Raw genomic sequence first — 15267 nt, 5'->3', positions numbered from 1 at the left:
AAAGCGTATTGCTTCACCCTTCATTTTCTAATCATATAAACTCGCATCACTTTCTTGTGGACGGGTTTTAAATCGGCGGTGTAGCCACATATATTGTTCCACACCTTGCAAAATTTCTTGTTCAACCACTTGATTCATCCGAGTGGCAATTTCTATTTCAGTGCTGAGGTTTGAGAAATCCGCTGGGGCAGAAACTTTGACGGTATAGCCTGAGCCGTCCTTATTGCGTAATGGTGCAAAAGGAATGACTTTGCTTTGCGGTGAGGATTTTAATAAGTAATAACTGCCCGTGGTGGTGGCCGCCTCTTTCACTGCAAAGAAAGGGACGAAAACGGCATTTTTTCTGCCGTAATCGTGATCTGGGGCATACCAAATAATTTCACCACGGCGTAATGCTTTGATCATATTACGTAAATCTTTGCGATCGAGCATATCTTTATTAGAACGTAGTCGCCCCCAAGTTTGTAGCCAATCCATTAGTAGATTATCATTTGGGCGATAAACGCCAATACCCGGTGTGTAAAGCCCCAGAATTCTCGCTCCCAACTCAAGGGTAAGAAAATGCACCCCGGTCAAAATGACGCCATCTTTTTGGTGGGTTTTTAGGTAGTCAATCCCTTCCACTTTTGACCATTTTTTGATGCGCTTATCCGACCAAAACCACGCCATTCCTGTTTCAATAATGGCCATTCCCGTAGCTTTCACATTCGCTTGTGCAATTTCATTAATTTGCTGTTCACTATAATTAGGAAAGCAAAGGGTGAGATTGCGTTTGGCAATTTTCATTCTTCGTTTGCCAACAGATAATTTAGAAAATAGCCAGCCAAGCCCATTGCCAATTTTGCATAAAATAGGGTAGGGGAGAAAAAGAATAAGGCGCCAAATGGCTAAACCAATCCAAAATGCCCAGTATTTTGGAGCAAGAAATGCGAGTTGAAATTTTGGAAGTGATGAATTTGCCATAATTAAAAAAGAGCTATTTGTTAAAATTGGTTTAATTAAAGGGCTAGTTTAGCGGAAATTTTAGTAAATAGCATTTATCCTATGGTAAAATCTGCAAAAATTTGTCATTTAATGAAAAGAATGAGGTCAAAATGGCGCAATATTCTACTCAATTTCAACAAGCAAAAGTGCTTGTGCTTGGCGATGTGATGTTAGATCGCTATTGGTTTGGTGCAACGCATCGTATTTCTCCTGAAGCCCCTGTGCCAGTGGTGCGAGTGCAAGAAAATGAAGAGCGTGCTGGTGGTGCAGCCAATGTGGCGATGAATATTGCCTCCCTGAATGTTCCTGTTCAGTTACTTGGTTTAACAGGGCAAGATGAGGCAGGTATCGCACTCTCAACAATGTTAGAAAAACAGGGCATTGATTGTAATTTTGTGCAATTAGCGAGCCATCCAACGATTACTAAACTCCGTGTGCTGTCGCGTCATCAACAATTATTACGCCTTGATTTTGAAGAAGATTTCCACAATGTAAAAAACGATTTATTGTTGGATAAATTACAAAGTGCGGTGCAAAATTTTGGCGCTTTGATCCTTTCTGATTATGGTAAAGGTACACTTAATGAAGTGCAAAAAATGATTCAAATTGCCCGTCAAGCTAAGGTGCCAGTGTTAATTGATCCTAAAGGCACGAATTTTGAACGCTATCGTGGTGCAACTTTATTAACCCCAAATATGTCAGAATTTGAAGCGGTTGTCGGTCAATGCCATAGCGAAGATGAGATTGTGGAAAAAGGCTTAAAATTAATCCAAGATATTGAATTAAGTGCTTTGTTGGTTACCCGTTCAGAAAAAGGAATGACCTTACTCCGCCCTGAACAACCACCATTCCATTTGCCAACAGAAGCGAAGGAAGTGTTTGATGTGACTGGGGCGGGCGATACCGTAATCAGTGTTTTAGCAACGGCATTGGCAGATGGGCGTAGCTTTGAGGAGGCGTGTTATTTAGCTAATGTCGCGGCGGGTATTGTGGTTGGAAAATTGGGAACCTCTACGGTGTCTAATGTGGAACTAGAAAACGCCATTCACGGCCGTACCACCACAGGCTTTGGGGTAATGAATGAGCAACAGTTAAAAGAAGTGGTTTCTCAAGCTAAACAGCGCGGCGAAAAAATCGTGATGACTAATGGCGTGTTTGACATTATTCACCCCGGTCATATTTCTTATTTAGATAATGCCCGTAAGCTTGGTGATCGTCTGATTGTGGCAGTAAATAGCGATGCTTCGGTAAAACGCTTAAAGGGGGAAAGTCGCCCAATCAATCCATTAGAAGCCAGAATGGCTGTTCTCGCAGGACTTGCAGCGGTGGACTGGGTTGTTGAGTTCACTGAAGACACACCGCAACGTTTAATCAGTGAAGTGCTACCTGATCTATTAGTCAAAGGTGGTGATTACAAACCAGAAGAGATTGCCGGTGGCAAAGAAGTCATCGCCAACGGCGGTGAAGTAAAAGTGTTAAATTTTGAAAATGGTTTTTCTAGTAGTAATGTGATTAATAAAATTCGCTCGTTGAAGTAAGGCAACTAGATAGAATGGGAGAGGTATAGGGTAAAAAGTGATGATTTTTTAATTTGATAATCCTAGACCTCGTTGGCATATTACATTTACCTTGGTTTCAGTTTTGGTAATATCACCTAATCGGGTGAATTAAGGTTTCTAATAAACGCATTGAAAAAACAGAAAAAAAGCTTATGATGAACGCGTGGAATATCCCACGACTTATTAAGAAGGAAAATATTATGGCATTAGGTTGGTATGAACTAAAACAAGCAAACGATGGTCAATTTATGTTTAATTTATATGCAGCAAATTCACAAATTATCTTGACCAGTGAATTGTACAAAACCAAAGCATCTGCATTAAACGGCATTGAGTCTGTGCAAAAAAATGGTAGTGATGAGGCAAATTTTGAGTTTCGCGTCGCGAAAAATGATAAACCTTATTTTGTATTGAAAGCAAAAAACCATCAAGAAATTGGGCGTAGCCAATATTATGCCTCTCAAGAAGGGGCAAAAAATGGTGTAAAATCAGTGATGAACAACGCACCAACTACCCAAATTAAAGATTTAACTGCCTAATTTAAAAGATAAAAGCGAGAGTTTCTCGCTTTTATTTTATTCCCATTATGGATGATTAAATCCCTTCAATTTCTTCTTGAAAATCCCTTATAACCTTGTAGGATTTGAGAGAGATGATCAACATAAAAGGAGCAATAAAATGACAAAAAACGTTATCGGCCTTGGTGTCGCAGGCAATTTTGCGGGGCATTTAGAGCAAGCGGGTGAGGCGAAGGATTTTGAGCAAGTAGAAACAGCAGAAAGGCATCAGCCGAAAGCGATTTTTCCTTTTTATGTACCAGCAGAGAATTTGGGGGAATATGACTTTTTGGCGGTAAATCCGTTAAGTGCCACGCATATTCGTTTTCCGCAAGCAGGCGCAGATAATTTGCAGATTGAGCCTGAAATTGCATTATTGTGCGATATTCAATATTCTAACGAAAAAGTAACCGCACTTTTACCTTATGCCTTTGCCGCTTATAACGATTGTTCTATCCGCCGTCCTAATGCCAATAAAATTTGTGAAAAGAAAAACTGGGGTGAGGAAACCAAAGGTTTAGCAGAAAAAACGATTCCGCTCACTTCTTTTACATTAGGCAGTGAAATTGATGATTACCGTATTGCTTGCTTTCATAAACGCCGTGGTGAGATGAATACTTATGGCGTGGATAGTCCAGCCTTGGGATACAGTTATTTTCATCAGAGATTGCTAGATTGGATTGTGGAGCAAATGAATCATCAGCCTGATTTTGGACCAATGAATGATATTACAGAATTCTTAAAGAAAGCGAATTATCCAACCAAAGCCATTGTCAGTATTGGCGCGACCCGCTATACAGAATTTGGCACAAGTCATTTTTTGCAGCCTGATGATGTGAGCATTGTGGTCGTGTATAACGGAAAGAAATATACATCGCAACAAATTGAACAAATGGCTGCGCAAGAATGTTTTGCGGAAGATATTTCAGCGCTAGTGCAAAGGGTGGTTTAATAAATTGACGCAATAAGGGGAACGCTTCTCCTTATTTGTTGCTTTCTATATTTATACTTTTCGGCGTAATGACACCTCACCGCCATTAAACCGCACTATGCCTTGTTTTGTTTCTAATAAAAGATAACCTTCGCGATCTATACCTCGTTCAATACCGTGCTGGCTGTCATTTTCGCTGATCATACTCACCGGCTGGTTAAGAAAAGCGTCCCACTCTGCCCAGCGTGAATGGAAGAATGTCATTCCTTCTTGTTCAAACAGGTCAAGATAGTGGTAAAGTCGTTGTACCAAAGCAATGATGATTTCATCACGATCAAAGTGCGGTAGAATTTCCCTCAATTCTGCCCAAGGTTGATTAATGTTTGCTTGTTTTGGTAAGGCAAGATTAATGCCAATACCAATAACCAAATTCAGTAAACCATTTTTACGATTGGCGATTTCAACAAGCACACCAGCCAGTTTACGCCCTTGTAATAACACATCATTTGGCCATTTTAACCCTATGCTTTGCGCGCCAAAGGTTTGTAAGGTTTCCGCAATGGCGATACCGATAACTAAACTTAGCCCATTAAGGGAAATATTCGGTGGAAATGTCCAATAGGCACTGAGAATGATCTGCCCAGCAAAAGGGGAAAGCCAATCGCGCCCCCTTCTTCCTCGCCCTGCATATTGATATTCTGCCAAGCAAAGCTGCCCTTTTTCTAACTGTTCAATCTGTTCTAGCAAGAATTGATTTGTGGAATGAATCACGGGTTTAACCACCACAGGATAAGGGGCAAGACGCTGTTTAATATGCTCGGCTGAAAGCAACGGCAATTCGGGCTTGAGCTGGATTTCATCACCATTCAATTCAAAGTGAATGCCCTGTTCACTTAACGCTTGAATATGCGTATTCATTTCGCGTTCATCGCAATGTAAAAGTGCGGTCAAATTTTGGCGAGAATTTTTCTTACCATCGGCTAACAACGTTAAAAGCTTAAACATTTTCTTCCCTTATATAGAATTTTTTTAATTAAAAAAATATTTATAATTTGCCATTCCCAAATCAGCATAAACTCTGTATAATCTCGCCGCAATATTTTTTAACATTAACCTCATAAAAAGAGAGAATATTGCTATGCTACGCGTACTAAAAGAAGCCCTTACTTTTGATGATGTGCTACTTGTTCCCGCACATTCTACCGTATTACCAAATACTGCCGATTTATCCACTCAATTAACTAAAACCATTCGTTTAAATATACCTATGCTTTCAGCGGCAATGGATACCGTTACTGAAGCAAAACTTGCCATTTCTCTTGCGCAAGAAGGTGGTATTGGTTTTATTCATAAAAATATGAGCATTGAACGTCAAGCTGATCGTGTACGTAAAGTGAAAAAATTTGAAAGTGGCATTGTTTCTGAACCCGTTACGGTTTCACCAGATCTCACTTTAGCAGAATTGGCTGAATTAGTGAAAAAAAATGGCTTTGCGGGTTACCCTGTTGTGGATAGCAAAGGGAATTTAGTAGGAATTATTACTGGACGCGACACACGTTTTGTTAACGATCTTAGCCAAACAGTAGAAAAAATGATGACGCCAAAAGAACGTCTTGTTACGGTAAAAGAAGGCACAGCTCGTACAGAAATTTTAGCATTAATGCACAACCATCGCGTAGAAAAAGTGCTTGTGGTGGATGATAGCTTTAAACTGAAAGGAATGATTACAGTCAAAGATTTCCAAAAAGCAGAACAAAAACCAAATGCTTGTAAAGATGAATTTGGTCGTTTGCGTGTAGGTGCGGCTGTTGGCGCTGGGGCGGGCAATGAAGAACGTATCGAAGCGCTTGTGCAAGCGGGGGTGGATGTATTATTAATTGATTCTTCTCACGGACATTCTGAAGGCGTGTTACAACGTGTACGTGAGACCCGTGCAAAATATCCAAATTTACCAATTATTGCGGGTAATGTTGCCACTGCAGAAGGTGCCATCGCCCTTGCGGATGCGGGGGCTAGTGCAGTTAAAATTGGTATTGGTCCGGGGTCAATTTGTACCACACGTATTGTTACTGGCGTGGGTGTGCCACAAATTACCGCCATTGCCGATGCGGCCGAAGCCCTAAAAGATCGTGGTATTCCTGTTATTGCCGATGGCGGTATTCGTTATTCTGGTGATATTGCCAAAGCGATTGCCGCTGGCGCGAGCTGTGTGATGGTTGGCTCAATGTTTGCGGGGACAGAAGAAGCACCGGGAGAAATTGAACTTTACCAAGGACGTGCATTTAAATCTTATCGTGGAATGGGTTCCTTAGGTGCGATGAGTAAAGGCTCATCAGATCGTTATTTCCAAAGTGATAATGCTGCAGATAAACTCGTACCAGAAGGCATTGAAGGGCGTATCCCATACAAAGGCTACCTAAAAGAAATTATCCACCAACAGATGGGCGGTTTACGTTCTTGTATGGGCTTAACAGGTTGTGCCACTATTGAAGATCTTCGCACCAAAGCCCAATTTGTTCGAATCAGTGGTGCGGGTATCAAAGAAAGCCACGTGCATGATGTTACCATCACCAAAGAAGCACCGAATTATAGAATGGGGTGATAATATGAGTTTAATTTCAAATAAAGACGCCATTAAAGTACATGAGTATTTAGCTGATTTCTATGAGAAATCAGAAGATCCTATACGACCAAGGGGAATTAAAGATAAGGGGTTATTTGAATCTGCCATAAATCGCCCTTTTATGACTGCAGGAGGAAAAGATGCATATATTACATTATGGGATAAAGCGGCTGCATTATTTCATGGAATAATCTCAAATCATTGTTTTCATAATGGAAATAAAAGAACAGCTTTACTTCTTACTATGTGTTTCTTAGATTTGAATGGTTACTGGATTGATAAATGTTCAGATGAAGAATTATTTGAATTTACAAGGAAAGTGGCAGCTCATGAAATTTCAAAAGAAAGGAGTGATGAAATAAAAATAATACGGGATTTCTTTAAAAGGAATGCAAGAAAAACAATAAAAAGCAATAAACCGCTATCTTTTTCTGATTTAAAGAGATTACTTGATTTAGCTGGATTTGAAATAAAGATTGTTGAAAAATTCGGAGAAATTTATAGAAAATCGGATAATAAATTTTATACCAAAATTATTCTGAAAGGTCGCTTTGGAATAGAAGAATATGATCCATCTTATATAAAGAAACTAAGAAAGAAATTATCATTAACTTCATCTAATGGATGGGATAGTATCAGATTTTATCAAAATGGTCATGGACTTACTGATAAAATTGGAGAACTTCTGAAATTGCGTGGAAAAGTAATGGACTGGTTAGCTAAAATATAAATATATCAAAAGGTATCAATTTAATGAACAACATCCACAATCATAAAATTTTAATCTTGGACTTTGGTTCGTAATATTGCTCGCGGTATGCGGGAAATTGGGTAGGAGAGCTGTGGGCGTGGGATGTAAAAGAAGAATAAATCCGTGAATTTAACTCAACAGGTATTATTCTTTCTGGCGGATCCCAAAGTACCAAGGAAGAAAATAGTCCGCGTGTGCCTGAATATGTGTTTAATGCAGGCGTACCTGTATTATAGGGATTTGATAGCGAATGCAAACAGTGATAATGCAGCTAGGTGGTTTAGCCGAAACCTCTGACCACCGTGAAGTTTGTTATGTCTCCGTTTCTTTGCAAAATCCAACCGCACTTTTCTCCGGTTTAGATTACGGGATCATAAATTAGGTGTTTGAATGAACAATAGTGATAAAGTTACCCAATTACCATCGAACTTTCAAATCGCAGGCATTACGTTAACTTGCCCTATTGCCGAAATGTCTAATGAAAATGTTTGGTGATATTAGATCTGATCAGATTATTTCTCAAAGTTTACTTGAATAAAATCTGTCTTGATATCATTAATTAAGTTATAAAATTATAGAAAAATGAAAAAGATGCATAAATTAGTATTGTGATATACTGGACTTGTTGGTTGTTTTATAAACTTGTAAAAGTATGTTAAATAATAAATATCTTATTGCAATCATTTATATTTTAGCGATAGGGCTTGCATTCCCCATTATCCGCTATGTGAGTTTGTCTTTTCACATTCTAAATAATAATGCGGTTAGGCTACTTTCAGCGGGTGTGATATTTGTTGCAATCGTATTATGGAAATATCGTCAACAACTGGTACTCATTGCTCAGCAGCCGAAGTTAGTTGGCTATTTAATCTTAATTGCTGTGATTATGGTGCTTAATATTTATCTTTCTACGGAAGGAATAAAATACACGACAGCACTTACGGGAAGTATCTTTGGCATCATTATGATGCCTGTGGCAACAATAATGGCAGCAATATTCTATCAAGATGAGCGTAATCATTTAGCTTCACGGACTTTTTACATCGGTTCAATTATCGCACTTATTGGCTCATTTGCTTTCGTACTATTGGGGCAACATCAAGGCGAAAGCAGTAATTTAACGACAGGAATTATACTTCTCACAGGTTGGATTATTGTACAACCATTACAAAATCTTGTTGTAAAAAAAGCCGCACTTGTGCTTCACCCGATTGTTATTAGTGCCTCAACAGCAATACTATCAGGCATTATTTATCTTTGCTTAGCAATAGATGATGGCGTCATTATTCAATTAGCAGAAACCTCAGCCACGATGTTAATTATCTTAGTCCTTGCCGGAATTTATTGCTTAATGGCGGGAATGTTTTTAGCGTTCTATATTGTACAACAACAAGGATTAGTCTTTTTTAATATTCTGCAACTCTTAGTACCGATTTCAACAGCGATTATCAGTTTTATTTTACTTGGTGAAACCGTTAATATGACTCAAGTTATTGCAATGTTACTTGTGATGTCAGGCTGTTTTATCGCATTGAGAAAATAATTTTTGGGGCTGTCCTAGATAACGACTAAAAACTCTATTTAGGTTAGAATGAACCAATGAGAAAAAGTCGTCTAAGTCAGCATAAACAAAATAAACTCATTGAGCTATTTGTCGCAGGGATTACAGCAAGGACTGCTGCGGAGTTGGTCAATGTAAACAAAACAACAGCAGCATACTACTTTCATCGTTTACGCCTGCTCATCTATCAAAATAGCCTACACTTAGAAATGTTTGAAGGTGAAATTGAAGCCGATGAAAGTTATTTTGGTGGTACCCGCAAAGGTAAACGTGGTCGTGGCGCGGCAGGGAAAATCGCAGTATTCGGGCTCCTTAAACGCAATGGCAAGGTTTATACCGTTGCGGTTCCGAATACTCAATCAGCCACCTTGTTACCTATTATTCGAGAGAAAGTAAAGCCTGATAGTATTGTTTACACCGATACTTATCGTAGTTATGATGTGCTTGATGTGAGTGAATTTAGCCATTTTCGTATCAACCACAGCACACATTTTGCTGAAAATCATAACCACATTAATGGAATTGAGAATTTTTGGAGCCAAGCAAAACGCCATTTACGCAAATTTAATGGTATTCCTAAAGCCCATTTTGAGCTTTATTTAAAGGAATGCGAATGGCGTTTTAATTACAGTGACATAAAAACTCAAATTTCCATTTTAAAACAACTAGTTAAAGGGAGTTTAGTCTAGTTATCTAGGACAGCCCCTAATTTTTTATTTACCCTAATAAGGGTGTAACACATTAAAGGTAAACAATGAACAACATTCACAACCATAAAATTTTAATCTTGGACTTTGGTTCACAATATACCCAGCTTATTGCACGCCGTGTACGAGAAATTGGCGTATATTGTGAACTTTGGGCGTGGGACGTAACGGAAGAACAAATCCGTGAATTTAACCCAACAGGCATTATTCTTTCAGGCGGACCTGAAAGCACCACGGAAGAAAACAGTCCGCGTGCGCCTGAATATGTGTTTAATGCGGGCGTGCCAGTATTAGGGATTTGCTACGGAATGCAAACAATGGCAATGCAGCTAGGTGGTTTAACTGAAACCTCTGACCACCGTGAATTTGGTTATGCCTCTGTTTCTTTGCAAAATCCAACCGCACTTTTCGCCGGTTTAGATGACGGTGATCATAAATTAGATGTTTGGATGAGTCACGGCGATAAAGTTACCCAATTACCACCGCACTTTCAAATTGTGGGTGTTACGCCAACTTGTCCTATTGCCGCAATGTCCGATGAAAATCGCCACTTTTATGGTGTGCAATTCCACCCTGAAGTTACCCACACAAAAAGCGGCTTAGCCCTTTTAACTAATTTTGTGGTGAATATTTGTGGTTGTGAACGTAACTGGACACCAGAAAATATCATTGAAGATGCGATCGCTCGTATCAAAGCGCAAGTTGGTAATGATGAAGTCATTTTAGGTTTGTCAGGCGGTGTGGATTCTTCCGTTACGGCTTTATTATTAAACCGTGCTATCGGTAAAAACTTACATTGTGTCTTTGTAGATAATGGTTTGCTACGCCTTAATGAAGCAGAGCAAGTAATGGCAATGTTTGGTGATAAATTTGGCTTAAATATCATTCATGTGAATGCGGAAGATCGCTTTTTAAGTGCATTAAAAGGCATTGATGATCCAGAAGCGAAACGCAAAATGATCGGTAAAGTGTTCGTTGATGTGTTTGATGATGAATCGAAAAAACTCAGCAGCGTAAAATGGCTAGCACAAGGCACGATTTACCCTGATGTGATTGAATCTGCCGCAAGTAAAACAGGCAAAGCACACGTGATTAAATCGCATCACAACGTAGGCGGATTGCCGGATTATATGAAACTTGGTTTGGTAGAGCCATTACGCGAATTATTCAAAGATGAAGTGCGAAAAATCGGATTAGCTCTCGGGCTACCAGCTGAAATGCTCAACCGCCATCCATTCCCCGGTCCGGGCTTAGGCGTACGCGTGCTTGGTGAAGTGAAAAAAGAATACTGTGATTTACTCCGTCGTGCCGATGCTATCTTTATTGAGGAACTTTACAACTCAGGTTGGTATTATAAAGTTAGCCAAGCGTTCACGGTATTCTTACCGGTAAAATCTGTCGGTGTAATGGGCGATGGACGTAAATATGACTGGGTTGTCTCTCTTCGTGCCGTAGAAACCATTGATTTTATGACCGCACATTGGGCGCATTTGCCTTACGACCTACTCGGCAAAATTTCCAATCGTATCATTAATGAAGTTGATGGCATTTCCCGCGTAGTCTATGACGTCAGCGGAAAACCACCTGCGACGATTGAGTGGGAGTAGCAAGTTTTTAAGCTCGAAAGTAGGTATTGATCCTACTTTTGAGGGCTAAAATTTAAATATATTTTTTCAAAGCTGGCATTGTAGTAAATTAGCGTAATTATTTGGATGTCTCTTGTAGAGTTTTCACAGAAAAGTAGACAGACTGACGTATTAAACTGGTTGCTACATATTTGAGTTGGAAATTGGCGTGGTATCTACGATTTTCAAATTTTTCCATTGATTCAGGGCGTTGATTTTATATACCGTTTATAACAAAAAGGCGAAATCATCATTTCGCCTTTTTTAATGCCATTATTTTGCTATACGTTTGTATTTAATACGATGCGGTTGTAGTGCATCAGCACCGAATGTTTTCTTTTTCCATTCTTCATAGTCTGAGAAGTTACCTTCATAGAAAGTAACTTTGCCTTCATCGCCGTAATCCAGAATATGGGTTGCGATACGGTCTAAGAACCAGCGGTCGTGGGAAATTACCATTGCACAGCCCGGGAATTCTAAGATCGCATTTTCTAAGGCGCGTAGGGTTTCCACGTCAAGATCGTTGGTTGGTTCGTCTAATAACAGCACGTTTCCCCCAGCTTGTAATAACTTGGCTAAATGTAAACGCCCACGTTCCCCACCAGACAATTCACCAACACGTTTTTGTTGATCGACGCCTTTAAAATTAAAACGTCCAACATAAGCACGACTTGGGATTTCAAAGTTACCAATACGCAGAATATCTTGTCCGTGCGAGACTTCTTCCCATACTGTTTTACTATCGTCCATTTCATCACGGAATTGATCCACAGAAGAAAGCACCACGGTTTCACCAAGCGTAATATTTCCACTATCAGGTTGTTCTTGCCCAGAAAGCATACGGAAAAGGGTCGATTTTCCTGCACCGTTCGCCCCGATAATCCCAACAATCGCACCTTTTGGAATACTGAAAGATAAATCATCAATTAATGTTCGATCACCATAAGCTTTAGTTAAATTGCTCACTTCGATGACTTTATCCCCTAAACGTGGACCCGGTGGAATAAATAATTCGTTGGTTTCGTTGCGTTTTTGATATTCACCGCTATTTAATTCTTCAAAGCGCGCCATACGGGCTTTGCTTTTTGCTTGACGGCCTTTTGGATTTTGGCGAACCCATTCTAACTCTTTTTCAATGGATTTTTGACGAGCAGATTCTGCCGCCGCTTCTTGGGCAAGGCGTTTTTCTTTTTGCTCTAACCACGAAGAATAGTTGCCTTCCCAAGGAATGCCTTCACCGCGGTCAAGCTCTAAGATCCAACCTGCGACATTGTCTAGGAAGTAACGGTCGTGGGTAATGGCAACCACAGTCCCTTCGTAATCGTGTAAAAAACGCTCTAACCAAGCGACTGACTCTGCATCTAAATGGTTGGTTGGCTCATCTAATAACAGCATATCTGGTTTTTCAAGCAATAAGCGGCAAAGTGCTACGCGACGGCGTTCTCCCCCTGAAAGATGCTCGATTTTGGCATCCCAATCCGGTAAACGTAACGCATCAGCGGCACGTTCAAGTTGGTTTTCTAGATTATGCCCATCGTGCGCTTGAATAATAGCTTCTAATTGTGCTTGCTCGGCGGCAAGTTTATCGAAGTCAGCATCAGGATCGGCATAAAGCGCATAAACTTCATCTAAACGTGTTAAGGCATTTTTTACATCGGCAACGGCTTCTTCCACGGCCTCGCGTACGGTTTGTTGTGGTTCTAGCTTAGGTTCTTGTGGGAGATAACCAATTTTAATTCCGGGTTGTGGACGCGCTTCTCCTTCAAATTCTTTATCCACGCCAGCCATAATGCGAAGCAGGGTGGATTTCCCTGCACCATTTAACCCTAGCACACCAATTTTTGCACCCGGGAAAAAACTTAAGGAAATATCTTTTAAAATATGACGTTTCGGCGGCACAACCTTACCGACACGATGCATAGTATAAACAAATTGTGATGACATAAATTGTTCTCTTAGCTGTAAAAAGTGCGGTTATTTTACTTGATGTTTTTGTTTTTGGCGAATTGAAAGCGAAAAAAAACCTCCCAAACGGGAGGTAGGAAAGTAGTTTAGCTATTTATTTTGATTATTTTATTTAGGAACTTTATGAATATCAAGCTGTCACTTGACGGTGTATATACTACAAAGAAATTGTGTATAAAGAAATGATCAACTTACATTTTTTTGATGTAAATCACATAAATACTGTTTTTTTATACTATTTAAGCAAGTGAATTTCCAGCGAGCATTTTGTTTCAAATGGGGTTTAGTGATAGGATTCGTTTTTTGAGAATAATTTTTATTAAGGTCAGTTATGTTAAGAAAGTGCTTAAGTGTGTTGGTGTTATTGCCTTTATCTTGTTTTGCCCATCCTCACGCTTTTATTGATATGCACAACAAAGTATTGGTAGAAGACGGAAGATTAGTGGGCTTTTCAATGCAGTGGGTGTTGGATGAAGCAAGTTCCGCCAGTATTATTTATGATTTAGCGCAATCCACTCAGCCGAGTGATAAGCAAAAGTTGATTGATGAGGCAATGAAAAATATTGTGAATGAGCATTATTTTAGCTATCTCTTTGATAAAAATAAGAACAAGATCAAATATAAAGCACAGGCACAGCATTATGGAATGAAATCAAATGGCACACAAGTGATGTACTATTTTGATTTTTTGTTGTCTAACCCCCAACTGCTAAAGGGAAATCAGTTTGAATTAGCAACATACGATCCCACTTATTTTGTGGCAATGACGTATCCAACACTTAATAACAAACAAAGTGCGGTGGATTTTTCACAACTTCCTGCGCAATGTTCGGGCAAAGTAGTTGAACCGAATGTGGATCAGAAGGTGCGCGAATATGCAGCTTCTTTAGATCGCAGTCAGCGTAATGAGGACAGTTCCCTTGGCGAAGTGTTTAGCCAAAAAGTGGAGATTGTATGCAATTAAAAAAGCACACAAAAAGAGGGATTAAGTACCTCGCAATATTGCTGTTACTGGTGGTGCTGGGGTTTTATGTCTTACCTTATTTGTTTGGTCAAACGATGAGTTGGCAGAAGGCGTTTAACCAAAGTATTTCTGGATATTTACATCAAATCAATCACTATCCCGTGCAAGCGGGGTTAAGCTTAATGCTGATAAGTTTTTTGTATGGGGTGCTACACGCCCTTGGCCCCGGACACGGTAAATTTGTGATTGCCAGTTATTTATCTACCCATCAATCTCAATTAAAAACCAGTGTTCAGCTCACCTTATTGTCTTCTTTAATGCAGGGCTTGGTGGCAGTGGTGGCAACATCTATTCTCGTGGCGGGGTTGCAATTGTCTTCCCATTATTTCAAATTGAGCCAGCTTTGGCTTGAACGTTCTGCGTTTATTTTGATGTTCTTATTGGGCATCTATTGGATTTATCAAAGTGCGGTGAAATTTTTGCACAAATTTCGTCAGAGTAAACGCACTGCTTCACTGGGGAAAATTCATTCTATTAAGCCTACCTCGGCAAAAAATAGATTGGAGAACCCCATTCAGGTTGCACAAATCCATTGTGATCACGAAAAAGGTTGCTGCTGTGGGCATCAACATTTACCCAGTTCACAGCAATTAGATCACGCCACAAATTTTAAATCCCGCTTGCTTGTGATTTTAACGATTGGTATGCGACCTTGCTCAGGGGCGATTTTTATTCTTTTTCTTTCCTATATGCTCAATCTTTATAAGTGGGGAATCGCAGCCGCGATGGCAATGGCGGTTGGCACAGGAATGACACTCTCTTTATTTGCGTTGATTGTGCAATACGCAAGGCAAACCGCAGTGAAGTTGGGGCGTTGGTATTTTAGCTCGGAAAATTCGCCTTATGCTGAGATTGTCGTGAAATTGATCGCAGGCGGCGTGGTGATTTTCTTTGCTACGGCACTTTTTTATGGCACAACCTTGCCTATGCGTGGTGGCGCGGTGCTATTTGGAGGATAATCTTTCCGGTGAAAAATAGGG

The 15267-nt window shown here is 39.9% G+C and carries 13 protein-coding genes and 1 pseudogene; 11 read left to right on the top strand and 3 right to left on the bottom strand.

Features of this window, described 5'->3' with window-relative positions:
• Nucleotides 1-27 precede the first annotated feature (27 nt).
• Nucleotides 28-963: a Kdo(2)-lipid IV(A) acyltransferase gene (locus tag L4F91_RS06680; RefSeq protein ID WP_395895533.1), complete on the bottom strand. Its 936-nt coding sequence runs from the start codon at nt 961-963 to the stop codon at nt 28-30.
• A gap of 131 nt (nt 964-1094) precedes the next feature.
• On the opposite strand from L4F91_RS06680, the gene hldE reads away from it, so the two are divergent.
• From hldE to L4F91_RS06665, 3 genes are all read left to right on the top strand, one after another.
• Nucleotides 1095-2522, top strand: coding sequence for a bifunctional D-glycero-beta-D-manno-heptose-7-phosphate kinase/D-glycero-beta-D-manno-heptose 1-phosphate adenylyltransferase HldE (hldE, locus tag L4F91_RS06675; RefSeq protein ID WP_395895531.1), 1428 nt, complete (start codon nt 1095-1097; stop codon nt 2520-2522).
• A 221-nt stretch (nt 2523-2743) separates the two neighbouring features.
• Nucleotides 2744-3082 (top strand): YegP family protein, encoded by a 339-nt coding sequence (locus L4F91_RS06670; RefSeq protein ID WP_265762743.1) that lies wholly within the window; start codon nt 2744-2746, stop codon nt 3080-3082.
• 139 nt (nt 3083-3221) lie between these two features.
• Nucleotides 3222-4052 carry a DUF5718 family protein gene (locus tag L4F91_RS06665; protein WP_395895529.1) on the top strand — a complete coding sequence of 277 codons (831 nt, stop codon included), beginning with the start codon at nt 3222-3224 and terminating at the stop codon, nt 4050-4052.
• Between the two features lie 51 nt (nt 4053-4103).
• On the opposite strand, the gene birA is transcribed toward L4F91_RS06665, so the two are convergent.
• Nucleotides 4104-5036 (bottom strand): bifunctional biotin--[acetyl-CoA-carboxylase] ligase/biotin operon repressor BirA, encoded by a 933-nt coding sequence (gene birA, locus L4F91_RS06660; protein ID WP_395895527.1) that lies wholly within the window; start codon nt 5034-5036, stop codon nt 4104-4106.
• A 133-nt stretch (nt 5037-5169) separates the two neighbouring features.
• Here birA and guaB point away from each other — a divergent pair, with 133 nt between their 5' ends.
• The 6 genes and pseudogenes from guaB (at nt 5170) to guaA (ending at nt 11280) form a co-directional block, all read left to right on the top strand.
• A complete protein-coding gene (gene guaB, locus L4F91_RS06655; RefSeq protein WP_250349799.1) occupies nt 5170-6633 on the top strand; it encodes an IMP dehydrogenase in 1464 nt (487 codons plus the stop codon).
• A gap of 4 nt (nt 6634-6637) precedes the next feature.
• Entirely contained in the window at nt 6638-7384 is a 747-nt protein-coding gene (locus L4F91_RS06650; RefSeq protein ID WP_395895525.1) for a type II toxin-antitoxin system death-on-curing family toxin, read from the top strand.
• Nucleotides 7385-7407: 23 nt separating this feature from the next.
• Nucleotides 7408-7891, top strand: a pseudogene (locus L4F91_RS06645) (hypothetical protein); the annotation flags it as partial.
• A 166-nt stretch (nt 7892-8057) separates the two neighbouring features.
• Nucleotides 8058-8948, top strand: a complete 891-nt coding sequence (locus L4F91_RS06640) for a DMT family transporter (protein WP_395895523.1) — start codon at nt 8058-8060, stop codon at nt 8946-8948.
• 56 nt (nt 8949-9004) lie between these two features.
• A complete protein-coding gene (locus L4F91_RS06635) occupies nt 9005-9655 on the top strand; it encodes an IS1595 family transposase (protein WP_395895521.1) in 651 nt (216 codons plus the stop codon).
• A gap of 65 nt (nt 9656-9720) precedes the next feature.
• Nucleotides 9721-11280 (top strand): glutamine-hydrolyzing GMP synthase, encoded by a 1560-nt coding sequence (gene guaA, locus L4F91_RS06630; RefSeq protein WP_395895519.1) that lies wholly within the window; start codon nt 9721-9723, stop codon nt 11278-11280.
• A gap of 291 nt (nt 11281-11571) precedes the next feature.
• On the opposite strand, the gene ettA is transcribed toward guaA, so the two are convergent.
• Entirely contained in the window at nt 11572-13242 is a 1671-nt protein-coding gene (gene ettA, locus L4F91_RS06625; protein WP_250349802.1) for an energy-dependent translational throttle protein EttA, read from the bottom strand.
• A 352-nt stretch (nt 13243-13594) separates the two neighbouring features.
• On the opposite strand from ettA, the gene zevA reads away from it, so the two are divergent.
• Nucleotides 13595-14227: a zinc transporter binding subunit ZevA gene (gene zevA / locus L4F91_RS06620; RefSeq protein WP_250349803.1), complete on the top strand. Its 633-nt coding sequence runs from the start codon at nt 13595-13597 to the stop codon at nt 14225-14227.
• Nucleotides 14218-15246: a zinc transporter permease subunit ZevB gene (zevB, locus tag L4F91_RS06615; RefSeq protein ID WP_250349804.1), complete on the top strand. Its 1029-nt coding sequence runs from the start codon at nt 14218-14220 to the stop codon at nt 15244-15246. The genes zevA and zevB overlap by 10 nt, the downstream gene beginning before the upstream one ends.
• Nucleotides 15247-15267 lie beyond the last annotated feature (21 nt).

Origin of the sequence: Avibacterium sp. 20-126, assembly GCF_044358625.1 — a bacterium.
Classification (GTDB): domain Bacteria; phylum Pseudomonadota; class Gammaproteobacteria; order Enterobacterales; family Pasteurellaceae; genus Avibacterium.
This window is presented reverse-complemented; position numbering and strand designations above follow the sequence as displayed.

Bases quoted from the DNA above. Each gene is read 5' to 3' on its own strand.
- L4F91_RS06680 (WP_395895533.1), bottom strand. From the start codon at position 963: ATGGCAAATTCATCACTTCCAAAATTTCAACTCGCATTTCTTGCTCCA.
- hldE (WP_395895531.1), top strand. From the start codon at position 1,095: ATGGCGCAATATTCTACTCAATTTCAACAAGCAAAAGTGCTTGTGCTT.
- L4F91_RS06670 (WP_265762743.1), top strand. From the start codon at position 2,744: ATGGCATTAGGTTGGTATGAACTAAAACAAGCAAACGATGGTCAATTT.
- L4F91_RS06665 (WP_395895529.1), top strand. From the start codon at position 3,222: ATGACAAAAAACGTTATCGGCCTTGGTGTCGCAGGCAATTTTGCGGGG.
- birA (WP_395895527.1), bottom strand. From the start codon at position 5,036: ATGTTTAAGCTTTTAACGTTGTTAGCCGATGGTAAGAAAAATTCTCGC.
- guaB (WP_250349799.1), top strand. From the start codon at position 5,170: ATGCTACGCGTACTAAAAGAAGCCCTTACTTTTGATGATGTGCTACTT.
- L4F91_RS06650 (WP_395895525.1), top strand. From the start codon at position 6,638: ATGAGTTTAATTTCAAATAAAGACGCCATTAAAGTACATGAGTATTTA.
- L4F91_RS06640 (WP_395895523.1), top strand. From the start codon at position 8,058: ATGTTAAATAATAAATATCTTATTGCAATCATTTATATTTTAGCGATA.
- L4F91_RS06635 (WP_395895521.1), top strand. From the start codon at position 9,005: ATGAGAAAAAGTCGTCTAAGTCAGCATAAACAAAATAAACTCATTGAG.
- guaA (WP_395895519.1), top strand. From the start codon at position 9,721: ATGAACAACATTCACAACCATAAAATTTTAATCTTGGACTTTGGTTCA.
- ettA (WP_250349802.1), bottom strand. From the start codon at position 13,242: ATGTCATCACAATTTGTTTATACTATGCATCGTGTCGGTAAGGTTGTG.
- zevA (WP_250349803.1), top strand. From the start codon at position 13,595: ATGTTAAGAAAGTGCTTAAGTGTGTTGGTGTTATTGCCTTTATCTTGT.
- zevB (WP_250349804.1), top strand. From the start codon at position 14,218: ATGCAATTAAAAAAGCACACAAAAAGAGGGATTAAGTACCTCGCAATA.